At 62.1% G+C, this 24,682-nt stretch carries 23 protein-coding genes; 9 read left to right on the top strand and 14 right to left on the bottom strand.

From position 1 onward, the window contains the following. The first annotated feature begins 26 nt into the window (after positions 1 to 26). The 4 genes from ACM6IP_RS13425 (at position 27) to ACM6IP_RS13410 (ending at position 3,006) form a co-directional block, all read left to right on the top strand. A complete protein-coding gene (locus ACM6IP_RS13425) occupies positions 27 to 302 on the top strand; it encodes a DUF493 domain-containing protein (RefSeq protein WP_008152827.1) in 276 nt (91 codons plus the stop codon). Then, positions 302 to 949, top strand: coding sequence for a lipoyl(octanoyl) transferase LipB (gene lipB, locus ACM6IP_RS13420; protein ID WP_414861647.1), 648 nt, complete (start codon positions 302 to 304; stop codon positions 947 to 949). The genes ACM6IP_RS13425 and lipB overlap by 1 nt, the downstream gene beginning before the upstream one ends. Position 950: 1 nt before the next feature. After that, positions 951 to 1,973: a lipoyl synthase gene (gene lipA, locus ACM6IP_RS13415; RefSeq protein ID WP_095166313.1), complete on the top strand. Its 1,023-nt coding sequence runs from the start codon at positions 951 to 953 to the stop codon at positions 1,971 to 1,973. A gap of 82 nt (positions 1,974 to 2,055) precedes the next feature. Further along, a complete protein-coding gene (locus tag ACM6IP_RS13410) occupies positions 2,056 to 3,006 on the top strand; it encodes a S66 peptidase family protein (protein WP_414861646.1) in 951 nt (316 codons plus the stop codon). 93 nt (positions 3,007 to 3,099) lie between these two features. Here the strand turns inward: ACM6IP_RS13410 and ACM6IP_RS13405 are convergent, their stop codons facing one another. The 5 genes from ACM6IP_RS13405 to leuS form a co-directional block, all read right to left on the bottom strand. Then, positions 3,100 to 4,422: a lytic murein transglycosylase gene (locus tag ACM6IP_RS13405; protein WP_095166316.1), complete on the bottom strand. Its 1,323-nt coding sequence runs from the start codon at positions 4,420 to 4,422 to the stop codon at positions 3,100 to 3,102. 61 nt (positions 4,423 to 4,483) lie between these two features. After that, on the bottom strand, positions 4,484 to 4,639 hold the full coding sequence (arfA, locus tag ACM6IP_RS13400) for an alternative ribosome rescue factor ArfA (protein WP_095166318.1): 156 nt from the start codon (positions 4,637 to 4,639) through the stop codon (positions 4,484 to 4,486). Between the two features lie 142 nt (positions 4,640 to 4,781). Continuing rightward, positions 4,782 to 5,819, bottom strand: coding sequence for a DNA polymerase III subunit delta (gene holA / locus ACM6IP_RS13395; protein WP_095166320.1), 1,038 nt, complete (start codon positions 5,817 to 5,819; stop codon positions 4,782 to 4,784). 39 nt (positions 5,820 to 5,858) lie between these two features. Then, entirely contained in the window at positions 5,859 to 6,464 is a 606-nt protein-coding gene (gene lptE / locus ACM6IP_RS13390; RefSeq protein WP_095166322.1) for an LPS assembly lipoprotein LptE, read from the bottom strand. A gap of 87 nt (positions 6,465 to 6,551) precedes the next feature. Next, positions 6,552 to 9,158: a leucine--tRNA ligase gene (leuS, locus tag ACM6IP_RS13385; RefSeq protein WP_414861645.1), complete on the bottom strand. Its 2,607-nt coding sequence runs from the start codon at positions 9,156 to 9,158 to the stop codon at positions 6,552 to 6,554. Positions 9,159 to 9,429: 271 nt separating this feature from the next. Between leuS and ACM6IP_RS13380 the strand changes: the two genes are divergently transcribed. Both ACM6IP_RS13380 and ACM6IP_RS13375 read left to right on the top strand, forming a co-directional pair. After that, positions 9,430 to 9,750, top strand: a complete 321-nt coding sequence (locus tag ACM6IP_RS13380; RefSeq protein ID WP_159998120.1) for a hypothetical protein — start codon at positions 9,430 to 9,432, stop codon at positions 9,748 to 9,750. A 135-nt stretch (positions 9,751 to 9,885) separates the two neighbouring features. Further along, positions 9,886 to 10,653: a YdcF family protein gene (locus tag ACM6IP_RS13375; protein WP_095166328.1), complete on the top strand. Its 768-nt coding sequence runs from the start codon at positions 9,886 to 9,888 to the stop codon at positions 10,651 to 10,653. A 62-nt stretch (positions 10,654 to 10,715) separates the two neighbouring features. Here ACM6IP_RS13375 and lnt read toward each other — a convergent pair whose 3' ends face one another. From lnt to miaB, 5 genes are all read right to left on the bottom strand, one after another. Further along, entirely contained in the window at positions 10,716 to 12,239 is a 1,524-nt protein-coding gene (gene lnt / locus ACM6IP_RS13370) for an apolipoprotein N-acyltransferase (protein ID WP_159998118.1), read from the bottom strand. A 15-nt stretch (positions 12,240 to 12,254) separates the two neighbouring features. Continuing rightward, entirely contained in the window at positions 12,255 to 13,094 is an 840-nt protein-coding gene (locus tag ACM6IP_RS13365; protein WP_016773041.1) for an HlyC/CorC family transporter, read from the bottom strand. A 5-nt stretch (positions 13,095 to 13,099) separates the two neighbouring features. Then, positions 13,100 to 13,594, bottom strand: a complete 495-nt coding sequence (ybeY, locus tag ACM6IP_RS13360; RefSeq protein WP_095166332.1) for an rRNA maturation RNase YbeY — start codon at positions 13,592 to 13,594, stop codon at positions 13,100 to 13,102. After that, positions 13,587 to 14,591 carry a PhoH family protein gene (locus ACM6IP_RS13355; protein WP_159998116.1) on the bottom strand — a complete coding sequence of 335 codons (1,005 nt, stop codon included), beginning with the start codon at positions 14,589 to 14,591 and terminating at the stop codon, positions 13,587 to 13,589. Before ACM6IP_RS13355 ends, ybeY begins: the two co-directional genes overlap by 8 nt. Before the next feature lie 207 nt (positions 14,592 to 14,798). Further along, entirely contained in the window at positions 14,799 to 16,127 is a 1,329-nt protein-coding gene (miaB, locus tag ACM6IP_RS13350; RefSeq protein ID WP_095166623.1) for a tRNA (N6-isopentenyl adenosine(37)-C2)-methylthiotransferase MiaB, read from the bottom strand. A gap of 135 nt (positions 16,128 to 16,262) precedes the next feature. On the opposite strand from miaB, the gene ACM6IP_RS13345 reads away from it, so the two are divergent. Continuing rightward, positions 16,263 to 16,592 carry a DUF1820 family protein gene (locus tag ACM6IP_RS13345; RefSeq protein WP_003185742.1) on the top strand — a complete coding sequence of 110 codons (330 nt, stop codon included), beginning with the start codon at positions 16,263 to 16,265 and terminating at the stop codon, positions 16,590 to 16,592. Positions 16,593 to 16,710: 118 nt separating this feature from the next. Here the strand turns inward: ACM6IP_RS13345 and ACM6IP_RS13340 are convergent, their stop codons facing one another. The 4 genes from ACM6IP_RS13340 to ACM6IP_RS13325 form a co-directional block, all read right to left on the bottom strand. Then, positions 16,711 to 17,265, bottom strand: a complete 555-nt coding sequence (locus ACM6IP_RS13340; RefSeq protein ID WP_095166334.1) for a tetratricopeptide repeat protein — start codon at positions 17,263 to 17,265, stop codon at positions 16,711 to 16,713. Between the two features lie 224 nt (positions 17,266 to 17,489). Beyond that, complete coding sequence (gene hemL / locus ACM6IP_RS13335; protein ID WP_414861644.1) at positions 17,490 to 18,773, bottom strand: glutamate-1-semialdehyde 2,1-aminomutase; 1,284 nt, start codon at positions 18,771 to 18,773, stop codon at positions 17,490 to 17,492. Between the two features lie 18 nt (positions 18,774 to 18,791). Next, complete coding sequence (gene thiE, locus ACM6IP_RS13330) at positions 18,792 to 19,415, bottom strand: thiamine phosphate synthase (protein WP_095166338.1); 624 nt, start codon at positions 19,413 to 19,415, stop codon at positions 18,792 to 18,794. A gap of 18 nt (positions 19,416 to 19,433) precedes the next feature. Beyond that, entirely contained in the window at positions 19,434 to 20,231 is a 798-nt protein-coding gene (locus ACM6IP_RS13325) for a hydroxymethylpyrimidine/phosphomethylpyrimidine kinase (protein WP_095166340.1), read from the bottom strand. 325 nt (positions 20,232 to 20,556) lie between these two features. Between ACM6IP_RS13325 and ACM6IP_RS13320 the strand changes: the two genes are divergently transcribed. Both ACM6IP_RS13320 and ACM6IP_RS13315 read left to right on the top strand, forming a co-directional pair. After that, positions 20,557 to 22,938, top strand: coding sequence for a 7TM diverse intracellular signaling domain-containing protein (locus ACM6IP_RS13320; protein WP_159998112.1), 2,382 nt, complete (start codon positions 20,557 to 20,559; stop codon positions 22,936 to 22,938). A 73-nt stretch (positions 22,939 to 23,011) separates the two neighbouring features. After that, positions 23,012 to 24,661 (top strand): acyl-CoA dehydrogenase family protein, encoded by a 1,650-nt coding sequence (locus ACM6IP_RS13315; RefSeq protein ID WP_414861643.1) that lies wholly within the window; start codon positions 23,012 to 23,014, stop codon positions 24,659 to 24,661. Positions 24,662 to 24,682: the final 21 nt, after the last annotated feature.

The raw sequence follows: 24,682 nt of genomic DNA, 5'->3' as shown, positions 1-24,682 counted from the left end.
GCCACGGCTTACGAGGCCGTTACGCCATGACAGATACAGAAGTAAAGGCGCCAAAGATCGAATTCCCTTGCGCGGATTACCCGATTAAGGTGATCGGCGATACCGGAGTGGGCTTCAAGGACAAGATCATTGCGATCCTGGAGAAGCACGCCACCGTAGACCACAAGACCCTGGCCGAGCGCCAGAGTACCAATGGCAAGTACACGACCATCCAGCTGCACATCATTGCCACCGGTCAGGAACAGCTCTACGACATCAATAGCGAGCTGCGGGCTACCGGTTTCGTGCACATGGTGCTGTGATGACCGCACCGCTGGGCTTTCGCGAGCTCGGCCAGCTGGCTTACGAGCCGGTCTGGCAGGCCATGCAGCGTTTCACCAACGAGCGTGGCAGCGAGCGTGCCGACGAGATCTGGCTGGTCGAGCATCCGCCGGTGTTCACCCAGGGCCAGGCCGGCAAGGCCGAACACCTGCTGCTGCTGGGGGAAATCCCGGTAGTGCAGGTCGACCGCGGTGGCCAGGTTACCTACCACGGCCCGGGGCAGTTGGTCGCGTACCTGCTGCTGGATGTGCGCAAGCTGGGGTTCGGCGTGCGGGACCTGGTCAGCCGGATGGAGCGCTGCCTGATCGAGTTGCTGGCCAGCTATGGTGTTAGCGCCGTGGCCAAGCCGGATGCACCGGGGGTCTACGTCAACGGTGCAAAGATCGCCTCGCTGGGACTGCGGATCCGCCACGGTTGTTCCTTTCATGGCCTGGCCCTGAACGTGGATATGGACCTTGAGCCGTTCCGACGGATTAACCCCTGTGGCTACGCCGGGCTGGCAATGACTCAGCTGCGTGACCATACAGGGCCGATAGAATTTGCCGAGGTAAGTGCCCGGCTGCGCGCGCAGCTCGTCAAACACCTCGACTATGCTGAGCAGACGACCCTAACGGGCGGAATCGACTGATATGACTACTGATGCAGTGCAAACCATGATCCCGACGCTGGATGTCACCGAGCGTCCGGCCCCGCGTGCCAAGGTTGAAGCCGGCGTTAAGCTGCGCGGCGCCGAGAAGGTTGCACGCATCCCGGTAAAGATCATTCCGACCACCGAACTGCCCAAGAAGCCAGACTGGATTCGCGTGCGTATCCCGGTTTCCCCGGAAGTCGACCGCATCAAGGCCCTGCTGCGCAAACACAAGCTGCACAGTGTCTGTGAAGAAGCCTCCTGCCCGAACCTGGGCGAGTGCTTCTCGGGCGGTACCGCGACCTTCATGATCATGGGCGACATCTGCACCCGTCGTTGCCCGTTCTGCGACGTCGGTCACGGCCGTCCGAAACCACTGGACGTCAATGAGCCGGAAAGCCTGGCCATCGCCATCGCCGACCTGAAACTCAAGTACGTGGTGATCACCTCGGTCGACCGCGACGACCTGCGCGACGGCGGTGCCCAGCACTTTGCCGACTGCATCCGCGAGATCCGCAAGCTGTCGCCGAACGTGCAGCTCGAAACCCTGGTCCCCGACTACCGTGGGCGCATGGACGTGGCGCTGGCCATCACCGCGGCCGAGCCGCCAGATGTGTTCAACCACAACCTGGAAACCGTGCCGCGCCTGTACAAGGCCGCGCGCCCGGGTTCGGACTACCAGTGGTCGTTGACCCTGCTGCAGAAATTCAAGCAGATGATGCCGCACATTCCGACCAAGTCCGGCTTGATGCTGGGCCTGGGCGAAACCGACGAAGAAGTCATCGAAGTCATGAAGCGCATGCGCGAACACGACATCGACATGCTGACCCTGGGCCAATACCTACAGCCGTCGCGCAGCCACTTGCCGGTGCAGCGTTTTGTGCACCCGGACACCTTCGCCTGGTTCGCCGAGGAAGGTTACAAGATGGGCTTCAAGAACGTCGCTTCCGGCCCGCTGGTGCGTTCCTCGTACCACGCGGACGAGCAGGCCAAGCTGGTCAAGGCCGAGCTGATGTCGTCCTGATCGCTGGGTGAAAGACCAAGGGCCCGCAAGGTTTAGCGCTTTGCGGGCTTTTTTTTAATCGGGTCATAGGGAGGAATCACGGATGACCACTCGCTCTACCGCCATTGTTGCGCCACATACCGCCGTACCGGCGTTACCCGCTGCGGGCCGCATCGCAGTGATTGCGCCAGCAGGTCCGGCGGCCCTGGATACCGAACAGGCGCTGCTCTGGATGCGCACGCGCGGCTACTCGCTAAAGATCTACCCCGGGGTCCTGGAGAAGGACGGTTACCTGGCGGGCAGCGATGAGGTGCGCCTCAATGACCTGCACCAGGCGTTCAGTGACCCGGCCATCGACGCGATCCTGTGCCTGCGCGGCGGTTATGGCAGCCCGCGCCTGCTCGACCGGATCGACTACGAGCTACTGCGCCGGCATGCCAAGCCGTTTGTCGGCTACAGCGACATCACCGCCTTGCACCTGGCGATCAGTCGCTATGCGGGGTTCGTCACCTTTCACGGGCCAATGCTCAATGCCGACCTGCTGGGGGGCAAACAAGCGCCGACCGAGGCGTCGTTGTTCAGCCTGCTCCGAGGGCAACTGACGGCTGGCAGTCGGCTGGCGCACCCGGTGGCCTACCCATTGACGACCATCGAGCCAGGCATCGCCCAGGGGCGACTGCTGGGCGGTAACCTGTCGATGATCGCCGCCACCATGGGCACGCCGTTCGAAATCGACGCCGACGGGATCATTCTGTTCATCGAAGACATCAACGAGCCGCTGTATCGCATCGATCGGTTGCTGACGCACTTGCGCCTGGCCGGCAAACTCAGCCGCTTGCGCGGGGTGCTGGTGGGGGATGTGGCGGGAGTTGAAAGCGATGCCCTGGCACGCCTGGTCAAGCAGACTTTCGCGCCGTTCGCGATTCCGGTACTGGCCGGCTGGCGCAGCGGCCATTGCGACCCGAACCTGAGCTTGCCGATGGGCGCCCTGGTGACGCTGGATGCGGGGGGCAAGAGCCTGGTGCTGGAACAGGATGTGGTGGTCAGGCGCTAGAGGCCGACCAGGCTCACAATTGATGCTGGACGCTTACAGATGTTGCAAGCACCCACACAGACCTGTGTAGGTGCGAGCTTGCTCGCGATGGGTTCAACGGCTGCGCAAGGCGTCCAGCAGTTTGTGCGTCGGGTAGCCATCAGCCGGCCAGCCAAACGACTGTTGTGCCGCGCGGATAGCCTTGCGGGTATTGGCGCCGATGATGCCGTCGGGGTTGCCGGCGTCGTAGTTGTGGGTGCTCAGTAGATTCTGCAATTCAATGCGCTCGGAACGGCTCAGCGGCAGGTCATCCTTGGGCCATTCGCCGTTGATCCGGCCGCCACCGCTGAAGCGCTGGGACAACAGGTTGACCGCCAGGGCGTAGGACGACGAGTTGTTGTACTTGAGCACTGCGCGGAAGTTATCGAGGATCAGGAACGCCGGGCCACGGTAACCGGCCGGCAGCAGCAAGGCGGCGGACAGTTGCTCGGAGCCGGCTGGCACGCTGGCGCCGGTGGGCAACTTGACGCCCAGCTGCGTCCATTCGGCGACGGTCTTGCGAATCGCTCCGTCAGCCAGCGAGTAGTTGAAGCTGCTCGGCACCTCGACTTCAAAGCCCCACGGCTGGCCTTTCTGCCAGCCAGAGCTTTGCAGGTAGTGAGCGGTGGAGGCCAGCGCATCGGCCGGGCTACCCCAGATGTCGCGGCGCCCGTCGCCATCGAAGTCCACGGCGTGGGTGTTGTAGGTGGTCGGGATGAACTGGGTCTGGCCCATGGCGCCGGCCCAGGAACCGAGCATCTTCTCGGGGGCGATATCACCTTGTTGCAGAATCTGCAGCGCGGCCAGCAATTGCGCGTGGGCAAAGCCCGGGCGCCGGCCTTCGTAGGCCAGGGTCGCGAGCGAGCGGATTACCGACTTGTCGCCCTGGAAGCTGCCGAAGTTGCTTTCCATACCCCAGACGGAAACCAGTACCTGGCGATCGACGCCGTAGCGCTGTTCGATCGCGCCCAGGGTCTCGGCGTATTGCTCCAGCAGCGCCTGGCCGCGGCGCACGCGCAAGGCTGACAGCGCGCCATCGAGGTATTCCCACACCGGGCGAGAGAACTCTGGCTGGCTGCGGTCGGCGCGGATCACGCTCATGTCCGGGGTGACGCCGGCAAAGGCGCGGTCGAACAGGCTCGGGCTGACACCGGCGGCGAGCGCGTCCTTGCGGAAGTTGGCCTGCCATTGCTCGAAGGTCTGGGTCGGCTGGATCTCGAGATTGTCGCCGGTCGGTACCACGGGCGGGACAATGGCCGGGGCAGTCGGGACAGGAACGGTCTGAAGCGGTTGGGCGTCGGCGGCGGTTGGTTTTTCCGCGCAGGCGACAAGCAGAACGAGGCTTGTGGCAGCGATCAGTTGGCGCAGGTGCCAACGACGGGAAATACTAAAGGGCATGCACAGGTCCAGAGAATACGAATCAGGTGCCGACCTTAACATGTCGAGGGGGTGCTGCGCTTCAAGCGGCCAGAAAGTAAGAAGCCTCCCAGCTTTTAGACTGGAAGGCTTCGCGGCGGTAGCTGCCTTTGCCCTTGGCCGGTTGTTCCTGGCGGCTGCGGAACAATGGCTGGGCGACGATGGATTTGGCCTTGTTGGGCCGCTGTTTTCTGCTCATGGGCGGTGTACTCCTGGGGTGGGTGGTGCGGGGCGAATCATCGGCTGAAGTGAGGGAACTGTCTAGCCCCTACATTATGTAGGACCTTTCGCGCCCGGACGATTTGTAGCCGCTGGCGAAGCCTGCGGCAGCTGCTACAAGATTACTCGGCGGGTAGCATCAGGCGCTGGCCGGCCATCAGCAAGGACAGGCGGCTGAGGCTCATCCATGGTGAGCCCGCGGCCTGGCCCTTGATCTGCGCGTCGATGCGTTGCGCTTCGAGCAGCAGTTGCGCCCAGCGGGGCGCCGAGTAGCGTTGCAGGGCCTTGCTCATCAGCGGTTTGCGTTTGTCCCAGACCGGTGGTCGGGCCTGGCTGAAGGCTTTGTCCAGCGGCACGCCCTGGCTGTATTGCAGCGACAGGTTGGCCAGCAGGCGCAGCTCGCGGGCCAGGGCCCAGAGAATCACCGGTGGTTCCACGCCCTCACCACGCAAGCCTTCGAGCATGCGCAGGGCGTGGGCGGCTTCACCGTTGAGAATCGCATCGGTGAGCCCGAACACATCGAAGCGCGCGCTATCGGCCACGGCCGCTTGCACCGTTTCGACCGTGATCTGCCCGCCCTCAGCCATCAGCTTGAGCTTTTCGATCTCCTGGGCGGCCGCCAGCAGGTTGCCTTCGACGCGGGCGGCAATCAGTTCAACGGCATCCTGGCTGGCGCTGAGTCCGGCCTGGGACAGGCGTTGGCGAATCCACTGCGGCAACTGGTTGGCGTCCACCGGCCAGATCTGCACGAACTGGGTCTGCGCGCCTTCGACCAGGGCCTTGCCCCATTTGGTTTTCTGCGCACTGCCGTCGAGCTTGGGCAGGCTGATCAGCAGCAAGGTGTCTTCGGCCGGACGCGAGCAGTACTCCATCAGGGCCGCGGCACCCTTGTCCCCCGGTTTGCCGGACGGCAAGCGCAGCTCCAGCAGGCGTTTTTCGGCGAACAACGACATGCTGGCGCCGGCTTGCAGCAGCGTGCCCCAGTCAAAGCTGGCATCGGCGCTGAAGACCTGGCGTTCATCAAAACCTTGCTGGCGGGCAGACGAGCGAATGGCGTCGGCGGCTTCCTGGCAGAGCAGCGGGTCATCGCCGCTGATGATGTAGACCGGCGCGAGGGCGCCTTGCAGGTGTTTGGCGAGTTGGGCGGGGGCGAGTTTCATAGGGCGGGGCAAACGGGGCGCACAGGCGCCCCGTAAGACTTACTCGGCAGGGACTTGCAGCGGCGACTGGCGCGGGGTGTTCGCTTCAGTCTGTTGCGCCGCTTCCAGCGCATCGGCTTCGGCCTTGGCGCGGGCGTCAGCGGTCTGCTGCAGTTGATCCAGCTGGGCCGGGGTCAGTTGCTGCAAGCGCAACATCATGCGCTGCACCAGGTCGCGACGTATTTCCTTGCGGGCTTCGTCTTCTTCCTGAACGGAGCCGGTGATGTTGCTGCCATCGTGCATGACAACCTTCTGCACCTGCAGTTTGTCGCTGATCAGCGACAGGTTGTTCTGGCCAACGATCTGGTAGTTCAGCACCGTGGTCAGTTCGTTCTCGGCGGTCCGCCCGGCACCGGAGTAGCTCAGGCTGCGCTGGGTGGTCTGTTCGTCGGTGAACACCAGTTTGTACGGTGCGCCGGCAACCACGTTGACGCCGCTGCTTTGCAATACCTGGCGCATCATGACCACGGTTTCGCCATAGGCGTTACGTGCGCTCAGGTCGAGTTCCTTGATTGCCAGTGCGGTAGTACCGGTGCCGCGCAGCTGGAAACCGCAGGCGCTCAGCAGGACAGCGAGGCCCATCACCAGCAGATTGCGTTTGATCATCTTGTTGCTCCCCTTGAAACCATGTGGGCCGCTATGGCGCCCGAAAGGTTTTGTTCGGTGCCAGGCCGGGCCTGGCACCTGCTCCAATTAGCTGGCGACGATGTTGACCAGTTTCCCGGGTACCACGATCACTTTACGAATGGTCAGGCCGTCGACGAAACGCAGTACGTTTTCGTTGGCGCGCGCCGCAGCTTCGACCTCTTCGCGGGTGGCGCTGGCCGGCATTTCGATCTGGCCACGCAGCTTGCCGTTGACCTGGATAACCAGGGTCAAGCTGTCCTGGACCAGAGCGCTGTCATCCTGCACTGGCCAGCCGGCGTCGATCACAGGATCGGCGTGGCCCAGTTGATGCCACAGCTCGTGGCTGATGTGCGGGGTGATCGGAGCCAACAGCAAGGTCACGGTTTCCAGGCCTTCGTGAACCAGGGCGCGATCTTGTGCGGTGCCTTGCGGGGCTTTTTCCAGCACGTTCATCAGCGTCATCACCTGGGCAATGGCAGTGTTGAATTTGTGGTTCTGGCCGACGTCGTGGCTGGCCTGCTTGATGGCCAGGTGGATCGAGCGGCGAATGGCTTTCTGCTCGTCGTTCAGGCTGGCGACGTCCACTTTGCCCGGCAGACCCTGGGTGATGTGCGCTTGCGCCAAGCGCCAGACGCGCTTGAGGAAGCGGTGCGAGCCTTCGACGCCGGAGTCGGACCATTCCGCGCTCATGTCCGGTGGCGAGGCAAACATCATGAACAGGCGGCAGGTGTCTGCGCCGAACTGGTCAATCATCGACTGTGGGTCAACGCCGTTGTTCTTCGACTTGGCCATCTTCTCGGTGCCACCGATTTCCACCGGCAGGCCGTCGGCAATCAGCTTGGCGCTGATCACTTTGGCCTTGCTGTCGCGCTCCAGCTCGACGTCCGCCGGGTTGAACCAAGTGTAGGCGCCGTTGGCTTCGCGACGGTAGTACGTCTCGGCGATCACCATGCCCTGGGTCAGCAGGTTCTTGAACGGCTCGTTGGAGCTCACCAGGCCTTCGTCACGCATCAGCTTGTGGAAGAAGCGCGCGTACAGCAGGTGCAGAATGGCGTGTTCGATACCGCCGATGTACTGGTCGACCGGCAACCAGTGGTCGGCCGCGGATTTTTCTACCAGGCCGCCTTCAAAGTGCGGCGAGGCGTAGCGGGCGTAGTACCACGACGACTCGACGAAGGTGTCCATGGTGTCGGTTTCGCGCTTGGCCGGTGCGCCGCATTTCGGGCAACTGCACTCGTAGAACTCAGGCATGCGCGCCAATGGCGAACCGGCGCCGTCCGGTACCACGTCTTCGGGCAGTACGACCGGCAGTTGATCTTGCGGCACTGGCACGTCACCGCAGGTTTCGCAGTGGATGATCGGGATCGGGCAGCCCCAGTAGCGCTGGCGGCTGATGCCCCAGTCGCGCAGGCGGAACTGGGTGCGCGAGGCGCCCAGTTCTTTCTTGATCAGGGCCACTTCCATGGCGTCGAACGCGCCCTGGAAATCCAGGCCGTCGAATTCGCCAGAGTTGATCAGCGTACCGTGCTCGCCGTAGGCGTCTTGCCACGGGGCCGGGTTGGTGTCGCCGGCGCTGGTACGCACCACCGATTTAACCGGCAAGTTGTACTTGTGGGCGAATTCGAAATCACGCTCGTCGTGGGCCGGCACCGCCATTACCGCGCCATCGCCGTAGTGCATCAGCACATAGTTGGCGACCCAAACCGGGAGTTTTTCACCGGTCAGCGGGTGCTCGACGAACAGGCCGGTCGGCAGGCCCTTTTTCTCCTGGGTGGCGACGTCGGCTTCGGCCACGCTGCCGCCTTTGCATTCAGCGATGAACGCTTGCAGCTCAGGATTGTTTTTTGCAGCCAGCGAAGCCAGGTGGTGCTCGGCGGCCACGGCGACGTAAGTCGCTCCCATCAAAGTGTCCGGACGGGTGGTGAACACTTTCAGGGTGCCGGCTTCGCCGATGGAGTCGACGTTGTACGGGAACTGCACTTCCATCCCGCGGGATTTGCCGATCCAGTTGCGCTGCATGGTCTTGACCTGTTCCGGCCAGCCAGTCAGTTCGTCGAGGCTCTCCAGCAGCTCATCCGCGTAGGCAGTGATCTTGAAGTAGTACATCGGGATTTCGCGCTTTTCGATCAGCGCGCCGGAACGCCAGCCGCGCCCGTCGATTACCTGTTCGTTGGCCAGGACGGTCTGGTCGATCGGGTCCCAGTTCACGGTGCCGTTTTTACGGTAGATCACGCCTTTTTCGAACAGGCGAGTGAACAGCCATTGTTCCCAGCGGTAGTAATCGGGCTTGCAGGTGGTCACTTCGCGCGACCAGTCCACCGCCAGGCCCAGGCTGCGCAGCTGGGTCTTCATGTAGGCGATGTTTTCGTAGGTCCACTTGGCCGGTGCGACGTTGTTCTTCATTGCGGCGTTTTCCGCCGGCATGCCGAAGGCGTCCCAACCCATGGGTTGCAGGACGTTCTTGCCGAGCATGCGCTGGTAGCGGGAGATCACATCGCCGATGGTGTAGTTGCGCACGTGCCCCATGTGTAGCTTGCCGCTGGGGTAAGGGAACATCGATAGGCAATAGAAAGTCTCCTTGCCTGGCTGTTCACTGACTTCAAAGGACTTTTGCTCGTCCCAGAATGATTGGGCGGCGGCTTCGATTTCACGGGGCTGATATTGTTCGTGCATGGCTACTTTTTAACTGATTAGGGGTGGCCTAATCCTCTTCAATGCAACGCTGGACCTGGATTGCGCCACATGTGGCGTTTTCGATGCCCAGCCGAGCTGGAAGTGGAGTTACAGGAAGCGCCGTAGCATACATGACCGTACTCGGCCTAGGGAAACCCTGATTGCGCCGCGTTAACCACAGCTGGGGCCGTTGGTCGCGGCGCACAGCCGGTTTGTGCGACGAAGCTAAGCTCTAGTTGGGGAGTAGGTCTTATCTTCAATGAGGTGAGGGATGGTTGAGTCGCAAACAAAAGTTACGCAACCCGAGTTGTACGAAAAACTGATAGATCGTCTGGGGATGGCCCTGGACGCGGTAAAGACCGCCGGGCGGTTGCGTGATGAGCGTCCGCTGGAACTGGAACTTCGCGGGTTGAGCCGCGCAGAGTTCGATCTGATCAAGGCTTATCTGGACCGTAGTGAACGCGAGGCGCATGGAGTCTTGTCAACAGCAGTGAAGCACAACGATGCCCCTCGTTCGGCCAAAGTCATCTGGTTGAAAGACAAGGCACCTGGCAGCGACGCGGTAAAGGTCCGGTCCCTGCAGGTCAAGTAAGTGATCAGGTACGTGTTTGTCGCCCCGAGCGGGCACATGAAGTCACCGGTGATGGTTTTTTGATGAAAGGTCCGTCACCTTGGTTGTCGCTTTACTTCAACCCACTTAGGCTTCGGGCATCTTTGGAGATGCTCGATGCCTTTTCGTTACTTGGTCAAACAACTGCTCATGCCGCCCGGCATTCTTTTGCTGCTGCTGGCGCTAGCCTGGTGGTTTCGCCGTTCCCGGCCGCGTCTGGCAACCCTGTGTTTTGTCCTGGGTGCCGGTGGATTCTGGCTGATGAGCTTGCCGGTAATGGTGCAATGGGGCGCCAAGGCTCTTGAGCGTGAACCGGCGCTGGCGCGCAGTGAGTGGGCGAGCCTGGCCGAGCGCGCGGATGTGATCGTGGTGTTGGGCGCTGGCCGTGAGCGAGGCGATCCGGCCTGGGGTTCCGACCAGCCCACGGGCGTGGCGTTGGAGCGTGAACGCTATGCGGCGCGCCTGGCCAAGGCTTCGGGTTTGCCGGTACTGACCAGTGGCGGCCTGCATTACGGCACGCCGCCGACCGAGGCCAAGCTGATGGCCGATTCGCTGCAGGAAGATTTCGGGGTCACGGTGCGCTGGCAGGAAGGGCGCAGCCGCACGACCTGGGAAAACGCCCAGTTCACCGCCGAACTGCTGCAACCGTTGGGCTTGAAGCGCGTAGTGGTGGTGACCCAGGCCTGGCACATGCCACGCAGTGTCTGGAGTTTTGAGGCCGCGGGATTGAGCGTGGTGCCGGCGCCAATGGGCTTTTTGGGCAGCGACAATGCCAATGCCGAGCCACTGGGTGGCTGGCTACCGACCTTCAAGTCGATCTGGCGCTCCGGGCAGTTGTTGAATGAGGCGGCGGGGCAGGCGGGGTATGCGTTGTTTTATCGATGACCCGTTGCACCCCTTGCAGGCGTTCGCTGGCAAGCCAGCACCTACAAGGGGCGGGGTCGGTTCTAGACGGTCTTGGCCATCCGGCTGGCCAGTAGTGCCCAGCCAAACAGCAATAGGCAGAGGACGATCAGCGGCCACGAGCGCCATTGCAGGTACGGTGTCAGGTTGTGCATCGGCACCACCTCGCCGTAGAGGATGCCGCGCTCGAATTGCGGGATCTGCACGGTGATCTTGCCGAATGGATCGATCAGCCCGGTGACGCCATTGTTGGTCGCCCGAATCATCCAGCGCCCGGCTTCCAGCGCGCGCATCTGCGCCATCTGCAGGTGCTGCAGCGGGCCGATGGAGGTGCCGAACCAGGTGTCGTTGCTGATGGTCAGCAGCAGGTCGCTGCGCGCTGACAGGCTCGCGGCAAACTCCGGGTAGACCACTTCGTAGCAGATGAACGGGGCTATCTGGTAGCCCTTGGCTTGCAGCATCGGCTGGTCGGCCGGGCCACGGGCAAAGTCTGACATCGGCAGGTCGAAGAAGGCGATCAGGCCACGCAGCACGTCCTGCAGAGGCACGTATTCACCAAACGGCACCAGCTTTTGCTTGAGGTAGGTGCCGTCACCTTCACCGACCACGGTAATGCCGTTGTAGAAGCGTTTTTCCTGGTGCACCACCTGGCGAATCGGCACACCGGTGATCAGCGCCGAATTCCGCTCGGCAGCAAAGGTGCCCATCATGCTCAGGTAGCCCTCGGCGGACTCCTTGAGTACCGGCACCGCGGTTTCCGGCCAGATCAGCAGGTCGACGCGCTTGGAGCTCAGGCTCATGTCGCGGTACAGCGCCAACTGCGAGTTGAGCTGCGCCGGGTCCCACTTCATGCTTTGTTCGACGTTGCCTTGAATGGCCGCCACGCTCAACGGCTCGCCGGACGGGCTGGTCCAGGCATGGCCCTTGAGTGCGATGCCCGCCGCCCATGGGCCGACCAGCAGCACCACGCCGGCGGCGATGAAACCTGGGCGGCGGTTGCGTAGCAGGCGTGGCGCGTTGCACAGCAGCGCTGCGGTCAGGGCGATGGTGAACGACACCAGCCACATCCCACCCACTGGCGCCAGGCCGGACAGCGGGCCATCGAGCTGGCTGTAGCCGGAATAGAGCCAGGGGAAGCCGGTAAGGAACCAGCCGCGGAATGCTTCCTGGGCCACCCACAAGGCAGCAAAGGCCAGGGCATCGGCCAGCGGCGCTTCGTTACGGCGTAGCCAGCGCGCCCAGACCCAGGCGGGCAGGGCGAAGAACCAGGCGATCGCCGCGGTGAACAGCAGCATCAGGAAGCCGGCGAGCAGCATCGAGGCGCCGCCGAAGTGGTGGATGCTGTAGTAGATCCAACTGGTACCGGCGCCGAACAGGCCGAAACCGAAGCACCAGCCGCGCCCCAGTGCCTGGCGCGGGGTCAGATGGCGCAGGCCGGCATAAAACAACCCGGCCGCCAGCAGTGCCAGCGGCCAGATATCGAACGGCGCCAGCGCCAGGGTGGTGATTGCACCGGCCGCCACGGCCAGCAGGTTACCGGGCCAGCCGGGGCGGGTTATCCAGCGCATTTCGATCCTTAGGGGTTACCGGGCGATAGGTGTCAGGCGCAGCAAGTGGATACGACGGCTGTCGGCATTGAGGATGCGAAAGCGATAGGCGCCGATTTCCGTGATTTCGTTGCGTTTTGGCAGATGCCCGAACGCGCTCATCACCAGGCCGCCTACGGTATCGAACTCATCGTCGGAGAATTCGCTGTCGAAGAACTCATTGAAGTTCTCGATCGGCGTCAGGGCCTTGATCAGGAAGTCGCCGCTGGGCAGGGGCTTGATGTAGCTGTCTTCTTCGACATCGTGCTCGTCCTCGATATCGCCGACGATCTGTTCCAGTACGTCTTCGATGGTCACCAGGCCCGCCACTCCGCCGTATTCGTCGATGACGATGGCCATGTGGTTATGGTTGGCGCGGAACTCACGCAGCAACACATTCAGGCGCTTGGACTCCGGCACGAAAGTGGCCGGGCGCAGCAGGTCCTTGATGTTGAAGCTGTCGCCGTTTTCCTTGAGGATCAACGGCAGCAAGTCCTTGGCCAGCAATACGCCCATCACGTCATCGTGGCTTTCGCCGATCACCGGATAGCGCGAGTGAGCCGAGTCGACCACGGCTGGCAGGAACTCACGGGGAGTCTGGGTCGCCTTGATGCTGACCATCTGCGAGCGCGGCACCATGATGTCGCGCACTTGCAGGTCAGCCACCTGGATGGCGCCTTCGACGATGGCCAGCGCTTCGCTGTCCAGCAACTTGTTCTGATGGGCATCGCGCAGCAGCTCCAGGAGCTCCTGACGGTTCTTCGGCTCGTGGGCAAAAGCCTGGGTGAGCTTACCCAGCCATGACTTCTGCCCGTTGCTCGATCGATCTTCGCTCATAGCGATTACTCTGAATCCTTTGTTGTAACAGTAGGGGATAGTTCGGTTTCGTCGTCTGCGTAAGGGTCCGGATGACCCAGTTCGGCAAGCAACGTTCGTTCCAGTGCTTCCATTTCCTCGGCTTCCTCGTCATCTATATGGTCGTAACCAAGCAGATGCAAGCAGCCGTGAATCACCAGGTGAGCCCAATGGGCGTCCAGCGCCTTGCCTTGCTCGGCGGCTTCACGCTCGACCACGGCCACGCAGATCACCAGATCGCCCAGCAGTGGGATGTCGAGAAACTCGTCGGGCACGTCGGCCGGGAACGACAGGACGTTGGTTGCGTAATCTTTCTGACGCCAGGTGTGATTGAGCTCACGGCCTTCGGCTTCATCGACCAGGCGAATGGTCATTTCCGAGTCGGCCGTGCGCTGGCGCAGGGCCAGCTCGCACCATTGGCGGAATTGGGCTTCGCTGGGGGCGTTGCCCTCGGTGGCAAGCTGCAGGTCAAGCTCAAGCATCGCGGCGGTTGTCCTTCGGGGAGTCGGGTGCAACGCGATTCTCGAAGCGCTCATAGGCTTCGACTATGCGCTGCACCAGCGGATGGCGCACGACGTCTTTGGGCTTGAAGTGGGTAAAGCTGATACCCGGTACGTCCTCGAGCACTTCAATCACGTGGTTGAGCCCGGACTTGGTGCCCTTGGGCAGGTCGACCTGGGTGATGTCACCGGTGATGACCGCCGTGGAGCCGAAGCCGATCCGGGTCAGGAACATCTTCATCTGTTCCACGGTGGTGTTCTGGCTTTCGTCGAGGATGATGAAGCTGTTGTTCAGGGTGCGACCACGCATGTAGGCCAGCGGTGCGACCTCGATGACCTGGCGTTCGATCAGCTTGGCCACGTATTCGAAGCCGAGCATTTCATACAGGGCGTCGTACAGGGGGCGCAGGTACGGGTCGATCTTTTGCGACAGGTCACCCGGCAGGAAACCAAGTTTCTCGCCAGCTTCGACCGCCGGGCGCACCAACAGGATGCGGCGAATCTGCTCGCGCTCCAGGGCATCTACCGCGCAGGCGACAGCCAGGTAGGTCTTGCCGGTACCGGCTGGGCCGATCCCGAAGTTGATATCGTTACCGAGGATTTCCTTCACGTAGCGCTGCTGATTCAAGCCGCGAGGGCGAATCATGCCTTTTTTGGTGCGCAAGGCTACGGCGGGTTCGGCAGGGGCGTGGTTTTCCAGCTCTTCGACGGCCGATTCCTGCAGGAACAGGTGAACCATGTCCGGCGACAGCTCACTACCCTTGGTTTCACGGTAGAGGCGGCGCAGCAGGTTTTCCGCCGAGGTGGTGTGCTTGAGCTCGCCGATCAGTTCGAACTGATTGCCGCGGTTGCGGATCACGATCGCCAGGCGCTGTTCGATCAAGCGCAAATGCTCGTCGAATTGCCCGCACAGATTGGCGAAGCGGTGAGCCTCAAAGGGCTCGAGGATGAAACGATGCGGTTCTATGGGTGCGTTCAAGGTTGTTTTCAGCCGCCCTTGGGCAATTAAGATGAAATCAAGGATAACGCCAGTGGCCTGGGTGCGAAAGCTCTTATACAGACCAATGTTGAACACCTTCCCCCTGTGGGAGCGAGCTTGCTCGCGATGACGGTCTGACATTCAACATTTAAGTTGTCTGAGCTGGCGCCATCGCGAGCAAGCTCGCTCCCACAGGGGAATGTGGTGTTATTGGATCAGCGAACCTCGCAGCGAGTGCGGCTGTGCGGCGTCGATGTGCACGTCGGCGAACTGGCCGATCAGGGTTGGCGTGTCGCAGCGGAAGTTGACGATACGGTTGTTCTCGGTGCGCCCCTGCAGTTCGCCAGGGTCTTTTTTCGAGTAATCGGTGACCAGGATCCGCTGGATCGATCCGACCATTTGTCGGCTGATTTCGAAGCCTTGCTGGTTGAGGCGATGCTGCAGGGCGTTCAGGCGCTGTTTTTTCAGCTCTTCCGGCGTCTCGTCGGCGAGGTCGGCGGCCGGGGTGCCTGGGCGCTGGCTGTAGACGAACGAGTAGGAGAAATCGAAGCCAACGTCTTCGATCAGCTTCATGGTCTGTTCGAAGTCTTTCTCGGTTTCGCCCGGGAAGCCGACGATGAAGTCCGAGCTGATGCAGATGCCCGGTACGGCGGCGCGTAACTTGCGCAGCTTGGACTTGTACTCAAGCGCAGTGTGGTTGCGCTTCATGGCCGAAAGGATTCGGTCCGAACCCGATTGCACCGGCAAGTGCAGGTGCTTGACCAACTCCGGCACGTCGGCGTGGGCCTGGATCAGGCTGTCGGAAAATTCCAGCGGATGGGACGTGGTGTAGCGGATGCGGTCGATGCCATCGACCGCGGCAACCACCCGGATCAACTCGGCCAGGTCTGCCAGGCGCCCGTCGTGGGTGGTGCCGCGATAACCGTTGACGTTCTGCCCCAGCAGGGTCACTTCACGCACGCCGTTCTCGGCCAGGTGAATGATCTCGGCGATCACGTCATCGAACGGCCGGCTGACTTCTTCGCCACGGGTGTACGGCACCACGCAGAACGTGCAGTACTTGCTGCAGCCTTCCATCACCGAGACATAGGCGCTCGGGCCGTCGATGCGCGGTTCGGGCAGATGGTCGAATTTTTCGATTTCCGGGAACGAGACATCGACCTGCGGCAGTTTGGTGATCCGCGCGGCGTCGATCATTTCCGGCAGGCGGTGCAGGGTCTGCGGGCCGAAGACCACGTCGACATAGGGGGCGCGGTCGCGGATGGCGGCGCCTTCCTGGCTGGCCACGCAGCCGCCGACGGCGATCACCATCTCCGGGTTGGCCAGCTTCAGCTCACGCCAGCGGCCCAGCTGGGAGTACACCCGGTCCTGGGCACGTTCGCGGATCGAGCAGGTGTTGAGCAGAATCACGTCCGCGTCTTCGGCGCGGGCAGTCACTTCCAGGGCCTGGTGTTCACCCAGCAGATCAACCATGCGCGAGCTGTCGTACTCGTTCATCTGGCAACCGTGGGTTTCGATGTAAAGCTTCTTGGCCATGGACGGGGTCATCACGTGATTCAAAGAACCGCGCATTATAGGGAACAAGTCCTCAGGTTCCTACCGTCGTGCGTCCAGCGGCTATGCTATAGTTCGCGCCCTCATTTTTATCCCTCGATGTGTTACCCGCCCACCATGACCAAACGTGAAGCTCCAATCTACAAGGTGATTTTCCTCAACCAGGGCCAGGTGTTCGAAATGTACGCCAAGCAGATCTATCAAAGCGATCTGTGGGGCTTCCTGGAAGTGGAAGAGTTCGTCTTTGGCGAGCGCACGCAAGTGGTCGTCGATCCGAGCGAAGAGAAGCTCAAGGCGCAGTTCGAAGGCGTGGTGCGCAGTTTTGTGCCGATGCATTCGATTGTGCGCATCGACGAGGTCGAGCGCCTGGGCACGCCAAAAATCAGCGAAGCCCGTGGCGCGGTCGGCAATGTCATGCCGTTTCCGATGCCGATGCCTGAGAAGTAAGCCTTAACACCGCGTCGTCTTCATCGCTAGCAGGCTAGCTCCCACAGTGGGTCTTCTGTGAACACACTGTTTGTGAGAGCGAGCCTGCTCGCGATGGGCCAGACAGGTCAGTGAAGGCTTACGGCAGCGGCGAGAACGGCGTACGCCCATCCGCGCTTTGCAGCTCCATCAGGTATTTGCGGAAAATCTGCCCCAGCACCTGGGTGGCGACTTCCAGTTCATCGCGTTGCATGTGCTCGGCGACTTCGTCGGCAGTGTCCAGCGCATCTTCGGCGCCGTTGACCGCAGCCATTTTCAGCACGATATAGGCCTGGACGTTATTGGCGGGCACGCCTTCGCCGTGGAAGAACATGGTGCCGAGTTTGAATTGCGCCTGGGCGTGGCCTTGCAGGGAGGCCTTTTCGAAGTAGCTCAGGGCTTGATTGAGGTCGCGCGGTGCATTTTTACCGTCGTAGTAGAACTCGCCCAACTCGTATTGCGCTTCCGCATCCCCGGCGTCCGACGCTTTCTGGCAGGCTTCAAGGGCCTCCTTCAGGTCTTCAGGCTGGGTATTGAGGGTGCAACGACCCATTGCCGGGATCAACAACGAGTTGCCGCCTGCTTGTGCGTGCGCGAGCAGCGGCTGAAGGAGCAACAGGCAGCCCAATGCAAGGGTGCGGCCGGTGCGGTTCATGGGAATCGACTTACCTCTGAAGGGCGCGCGGACCCATCGAGGGATCCAATAAGCGCGCATTATGAAATAAGCAGGACCTTCCTTACAAAGTCTTTACTCGTTTTTCTGCCGCGCGGGAACTATATCTACCGCTTTTAGCGACAACTTGGATAGTCGTAGCAGCAAAAAGACAGCAATGTAGGATAAAGCTGACGTCGACCCAGGTCGACGTCAGCGGTTTTGGCTTACTTCAGCGCGGCAAATGCTCGCTCGGCCGCGTCCAGGGTCAACTGCAACTCGGCGTCGCCGTGGGCGATCGAGGTGAAGCCTGCCTCGAAGGCGCTTGGCGCCAGGTACACGCCGCCTTCGAGCATCAGGTGGAAGAAACGCTTGAACAGGTTGGCATCGCTGGCCATGACGTCGTCAAAGGTCACGATGTCGTCGGCGCCACTGAAGTACAGGCCGAACATGCCACCCGCCTGGGTCGTGACGAATGGGATGCCCGCGGCATCGGCACGCTGTTGCAGGCCATCGAGCAGGCGGCTGGTGTAGTCGCTGAGTTCGGCGTGGAAGCCCGGACGGCTGATGAGGCGCAGGGTGGTCAGGCCGGCCGCCATGGCCAGCGGGTTACCCGACAGGGTGCCAGCCTGGTAGACCGGACCCAGCGGGGCAATGTGCGACATGATTTCGCGCTTGCCGCCGAAGCAACCCACCGGCATGCCGCCGCCGATGATCTTGCCGAAGGTGCTCAGGTCTGGAGTCACGCCGTAGTGCGCTTGGGCGCCGCCCAATGCCACGCGGAAACCGGTCATCACTTCGTCGAAAATCAGCACCACGCCGTGCTGGTTGCACATGCTGCGCAGGCCTTCGAGGAAACCCGGAGCCGGCGGTACGCAGTTCATGTTGCCGGCAACCGGCTCGACGATGATGCACGCCACTTCCTGGCCGACTTCGCCGAGCATCTTGGCCACCGCATCGATGTCGTTGAACGGCAGGGTCAGCGTGTGCTTGGCAAAGGCGGCGGGTACACCAGCGGAACTTGGCACGCCTTGGGTCAGCAGGCCCGAGCCGGCCTTGACCAGCAGGCTGTCGGAGTGGCCGTGGTAGCAGCCTTCGAACTTGATGATGCTGTCACGGCCAGTGAAACCACGGGCCAGGCGAATCGCGCTCATGGTCGCTTCGGTGCCGGAGCTGACCATGCGCACCATTTCCATCGACGGCACGATCGAGCAGACCAGGTCGGCCATTTCGGTTTCCATCGCCGTTGGGGCGCCGTAGGACAGGCCGTGTTCCAGTTGCTTGCGCACAGCGTCCAGCACTTCTGGGTGGCTGTGGCCGAGAATCATCGGGCCCCAGGAGCCGACGTAGTCGACATAGCGCTTGTCGTCTTCGTCCGTCACGTAGGCGCCTTCAGCGTGCTTGAAGAACAGCGGGGTGCCGCCCACGCTCTTGAATGCACGTACGGGCGAATTCACGCCGCCGGGAATGTGTTTCTGGGCGTTGGCAAACAGGGTTTCGGAACGAGACATGGTAGGGCTCTCAAAAATTCAGGAATTGAACAATGCGTTGAAGGCGCGCGCGCGGCGGGTCACTTCGCTCGTGCTGTCGGCGCCGAACAGGCCATGCACTACGGCCAGCAGGTCGACCCCATGGGCCACCAGCGGGGCGGCGTTGTCCAGGGTGATACCGCCGATCGCACAGATCGGCAGGTGCAGCCGGGCGCGGGCCTGGTCGAGCAGTTCGAGGCTGCAGGTCGGTGCGCCGGGTTTGGTGTTGGAGTTGAAAAAACGGCCGAAGGCGACATAACTGGCGCCTTCCTTGGCCGCTTGTTCGGCCAGCTCGATCTGCGCGTGACAGGTCGAGCCGATGATCGCCTGGCGCCCCAGCAGTGCCCGGGCCGGGGTCAGCGGGCCATCGGTTTGCCCCAGGTGAACGCCGACGCCCAGGCGTGCGGCCAGTTCGGCGTCGTCGTTGATGATCAACTGGGTCTTGTAGCGCTCGCACAGGCCGCGCAGGGCTTCGGCTTCGCGCAGGCGGCGCGCCTCGTCGGTGCTTTTGTCGCGGTACTGCAATAAGGTCACGCCACCCTCCAGTGCCGCTTGCACATAGGGCAGGAACTTGCCGGCCAGTAACTGACTGTCGGTAATGGCGTACAGACCACGTAATTTCATCGGGCAAGCCTCATGGCGTTACGAGCAAAAATCCAGCGGCAGGCGGCGCGGAACAAACTGGCCTTTGCCCAGTTGTTCGGCGTCACGCAGGGTGCGCCACGTGTAGTCCAGTGCCGACTTCACCGCGCTGGCGAGGTGTTCGCCCTGGGCCAGGCGACCGGCCAGGGCGCTGGCCAGGGTGCATCCGGATCCGTGGTAGCTACCGGGCAGGCGCTGGCAGGTAAAGGTTTCGCGGTGACCGTCGCGGCTGTAGAGGCGATTGTGTACTTGATGTTCGTCGCCATGCCCACCGGTAATCAGCAAGTGTTTGACGTAGGGCAGGAGTTTTTCTGCGCACTGGTCGGCGCTGCCGTCTGGCAGTTCAGCCAGGATCCGGGCTTCAGGAAGGTTAGGGGTGGCGATGATCGCCAATGGCAGCAGGCGTTCGCGCATGGCGTAGCCGACTTCGTCCTTGCCCAGGCGTCCGCCGCCGCCGGCGCGCAGCACCGGGTCGCAGACCACGGGCAGGTGCGGATGCGCCTGGAGCAGTTCGACCACGGTGTCGACCATTTCCAGTGAGCCGAGCATGCCCAGCTTGACCGCCGCAACCTGCGAGTCGTTGAGGACGGCATTGGCCTGGGCCAGTACCCACTCACGATCGAGGACGCGGAAATCACTGACATTGACGGTGTCTTGCACGGTCAGGGCAGTGACGGCCGGGGCCGCATGACAACCCTGAGCCAGCAGGGCTTCGATATCTGCCTGCAAGCCGGCGCCACCACTTGGGTCGTGGCCGGAGAGACAGAGGACAACGGGGCGAGAGCTGTAGATATTCATGGTGCGCGAGCTTACCACCAAACACGTTTTTTCGGTGCGCCTGGCAGCACGCCAGGACTTGCTGCCAGCCGCGTGGGCTCGTGGCAGCGGCGGGCGGTTAGGGATGATCCTCATAATCTGACTGGATCTTCAGGTATTGACCGCTATGTTCCGCCGAAAGGCCCGTTCTAGAGCCTTCAAACTAAAAATTTCAATGGTGTTCAAACGCCACCAGCGGCTATGCTAGAGTGGATCCAAACCAATAACAGGTTGTATCGGTTCGACGTCTGCTCAAAAGGAAATGGGGGGGCTTCCTGACGCACCGGACAGGCCATGCTGGGGCTTTATGCGCTATTTGCTGATGTTGCTGTTGAGTTTGCCCATGTTGGCGAGCGCAGCGGACTTTGATGAGTTCACCCAAAAGCTCCCCTTGGGTCGGATCATGCAGGTGTACGAGGATGTCGCCGGCACTGCGAGCATCAAAGACGTCCAGGCCCAAGCGGCGGCCGGTCATTTCAGCCCCCACCACAAAGCCACCCTGAATGCCGGTTACTCCCGTTCGGTGTTCTGGCTGAAGATCGACCTGCATTACCGTCCGAGCAATCCCGAGGTCCTGCGTACCTGGCTGCTGGAGTTGGCGTACCCACCCCTGGATCACGTCGACCTGTACCTGCCCGATGGCACTGGGAATTATCAGCTCAAGCAGCGCACCGGTGACGCCTTGCCGTTCGCCACCCGGGAAATTCGCCAGAACAACTACCTGTTTGACTTGCCCTTCGTGGCCAATGAACAGAAGACCGTCTACCTGCGCCTGCAAAGCCAGGGTTCGATCCAGGCGCCGCTGGCACTGTGGTCGAGTACGGCCTATCTGGAAGACCAGCCGGTGCGCCTGTATATCCTCGGGCTGATTTACGGGGTCCTGCTGGGGATGCTGGTCTATAACCTGTTCATCTACCTCAGCGTGCGCGACACCAGCTACCTCTATTACATCTTCTATATCGCCTCGTTCGGCCTGTACCAGCTCTCGGTGAACGGTGCGGCGGTGGAGTACTTCTGGCCGAACAACCCTTGGTGGGCCAACGCCTCGACACCGTTTTTCATCGGCTGCGCGGCGCTGTTCGGCAGCCAGTTCGCCCGCAGTTTCCTGCAAACCTCCAGTCACAGTCGCTGGTTCGATCGCCTGCTATTGACGCTGGTGGCCTGCAGCGCGGTGGTGGTCGGCCTGTCGTTGATGACCAGCTATGCCCTGGCCCTGCGCCTGGCCACGGCATTGGCGCTGATCTTCACCGTGGTGATTTTCTCGGCGGGGATTTTCGCCTGGTGGCGCGGCCTGCGGGTGGCACGCTATTTCATCATCGCCTGGTCGGCGTTCCTGCTCGGCGGCATCGTCAATACGCTGATGGTGCTGGGCTACCTGCCTAACGTGTTCCTGACCATGTACGCCAGCCAGATCGGTTCGGCGATTGAGGTCGCATTGCTGTCCCTGGCCCTGGCTGACCGCATCAACACCATGCGCGAGCAGCAGGCACAGACATTGTTCGATGCCGGGCAGAAGCTGGAAGTGTTGAACCAGCAACTGGCCCACAGTAACCAGCTCAAGGATGAGTTCCTGGCGACCCTGACCCACGAACTGCGCACGCCGATGAATGGGGTGATCGGTTCGCTGGAGTTGATGCAGACCGTCGAGATGGATCCGGAGCTGGAGCAGTATCAGCAGACCGCCGCCGGTTCGGCCCGGGACATGATGCGCATGGTCAACGGCATCCTGACCCTGACCGAGTTGCAGGCCGGGCGCCTCAAGGCCTACCCGGAGTCGTTCAGCCTGCGTTCGGTGGTCGATGGCCTGCACCAGCAGTTCGCCGCCAATGCCGCGAGCAAGGCCCTGGATTTCAAGGTTGAGCTGGCCCAGGGCTTGCCCGATCGCCTGCACGGTGACAGCGCCAAGCTGGTGCAGTGCCTGGAGTGCCTGCTGGACAACTCGATCAAGTTCACCCACGTCGGCGGGTTGGCGTTGCGGGTCAGCGGCAAGCCGGCTGAAGCCGGGCGCCAGGCGTTGTCCTTTGCCGTAATCGACACCGGCATCGGTTTTACTGACCTGGGCGAGGCGACCATGTATCAGCGCTTTTTCCAGCTCGACGGTTCCATGACCCGCGAGTACGGCGGCCTGGGAGTGGGGTTGGCGATCTGTCGGCAATTGGTCGAGTTGATCGGCGGGCGCCTGACCCACCGCTCTGAACCTGGGCGTGGCAGCCGGTTTCAGCTGGATGTCGAGTTCGAGGTGGTGACGCTGCCGCCGAGCACCGCCACAGTGCGCCACGGCCAGGACCTGGTGAGCGTGCGTGACCCCCAGGATTGCAGGGTGTTGTTGGTCGACGACGACAGCATCAATCAATTGGTGGTGCGCGGCATGTTGCTCAAGCTCGGCTATCGGGTGCGCAGTGTCGACAGCGCCCCCGCCGCGCTGGAGTGCTTGCGCCGGGAATATTTTGATGCGGTGCTGCTTGACAGTCCGATGCCCGCGCTGGCGGGGCAGACGATGTGCGAGCAGATCCGTGCGCTGCCGGGCTACGCCAATGTTGCGGTGCTGGCTGCGGTGGCCACCACCAGCCTGGACTTCGAGGCCGGGCTGACTGATTGCCTGAGCAAACCGGTGAAATTCGAAGAGTTGCAGGCGGTGCTGCATCGTCGGTTACTTTGCCAGCAGCAAGGTGAAAGCGCCGGCATTTAGGCGTATATGCCACTTTGTCAGGGGGTGGCAGGGTGCTTAACTGAGGGTCTTCGCTGACCCAAGGAGGCCCGCCATGAACCTGCACCAGTTCGCCGAAACCCACGAAGTTACCAATCAGCCACCCTCCCTGGACGGGGTCAACCTGTACCGCGTCGACCTGCCGCTGCAAGAGTGGTCGCGGCGTTTCGGGGCGGGTTGGGCCGAGTCGCGAATCGACGCCTATGGTGCCTTGGCCGGTGGCCCGTTGATGGCCGCGGGGTTCTTGGCCAACCAGAACAAGCCGCTGTTCTGCAGCCATGATCGGTATGGTCATCGCATCGACCTGGTGGAGTTTCACCCGGCTTACCATGAACTGATGCGGGCTGCGGTCGAGCACGGGCTGACGTCCTTGCCCTGGACCGATCCACAGGCCGGCGCCCATGTTGCCCGGGCTTCCATGACGTACCTGCACAGCCAGGCCGAAGCCGGCAGTGGCTGTCCGCTGACCATGACGTTCGCCAGCGTGCCCGCCTTGCGTCTGCAGCCGGACATCGCCCGGCAATGGCTGCCGAAAATCCTCGCCCGCGAGTATGACCCGCGCAATGTCGGCATGGCCCACAAGGCCGGCGTCACGATCGGCATGGCGATGACCGAGAAGCAGGGTGGCACCGACGTGCGGGCCAATACCACCAAGGCGTATCCAGTCGGTGCGGCCGGTCCGGGCCAGGCGTATGAACTGGTGGGCCATAAATGGTTCTGCTCGGCACCGATGTGCGACGCCTTCCTGACCCTGGCCCAGACCGACAAGGGCCTGACCTGCTTCCTGCTGCCGCGCCATCGACCGGATGACACGCGGAACCAGTTCTACATCCAGCGCCTGAAAAACAAACTGGGCAATTGCTCCAATGCGTCCAGTGAAGTCGAGTTTCGTGGGGCGCTGGCGTGGATGATCGGCGAGGAGGGGCGTGGCGTACCGACCATTATCGAAATGGTCGCCATGACCCGTTTTGATTGTATGGTCGGCTCCAGTGCCTTGATGCGCCAGGCGCTGACTCAGGCCAGCCATCACTGCGCCCACCGCCAGGTGGGTGGCAAGTTTCTCAGCGAACAGCCGCTGATGCAGAACGTGCTCGCCGACCTGGCGCTTGAAAGCGAGGCCGCCCTGGCCTTGAGCCTGCGCATGGGGCAGGCGCTGGATCAACTGGATGACACCCAGGAAGCCAAGTTCGCCCGGCTGGTGACAGCGGTGGGCAAGTACTGGATCTGCAAGCGCGCCCCGGCCATGATCAATGAAGCTGCCGAGTGCATGGGCGGTGCCGGTTATGTCGAGGAAAGCATCCTGCCGCGCCTGTACCGTGAGGCGCCGGTGAATTCGACGTGGGAAGGTTCCGGTAACGTGCAGTGCCTGGACGTGCTGCGTGCCCTGTCCAAAGAGCCCGGAGTGCTCGATGCACTGTTCAGCGAACTGGGCGACGGGCATGGCGACAAACGCCTGGCCACGCACATCCAGCAGTTGCAGGCGGCGTTCAAGGACACCAGCGACATCCAATACCGCGCCCGCCAACTGACCGAGGACATTGCCCTGGGCCTGCAGGCCAAGTTGTTGCTCGAGGCGGGCAATGCCAGCGTCAGCGACGCCTTTATCGCCAGTCGCCTGAACGGTGGAGGCCGGGTTTACGGTGCGTTGCCGCGAGGTCTGGATGTGGAAGCCATCGTCGCCCGTTCGACCCCGCAGCGCTACTGACCACAACAAAGCCCTGTGGGA

The organism is Pseudomonas sp. IT-P176 (genome assembly GCF_949767245.1).
Taxonomy (GTDB): Bacteria; Pseudomonadota; Gammaproteobacteria; order Pseudomonadales; family Pseudomonadaceae; genus Aquipseudomonas.
Note: the sequence above shows the minus strand (reverse complement) of the source record. Positions and strands in the feature narration are given on the sequence as shown.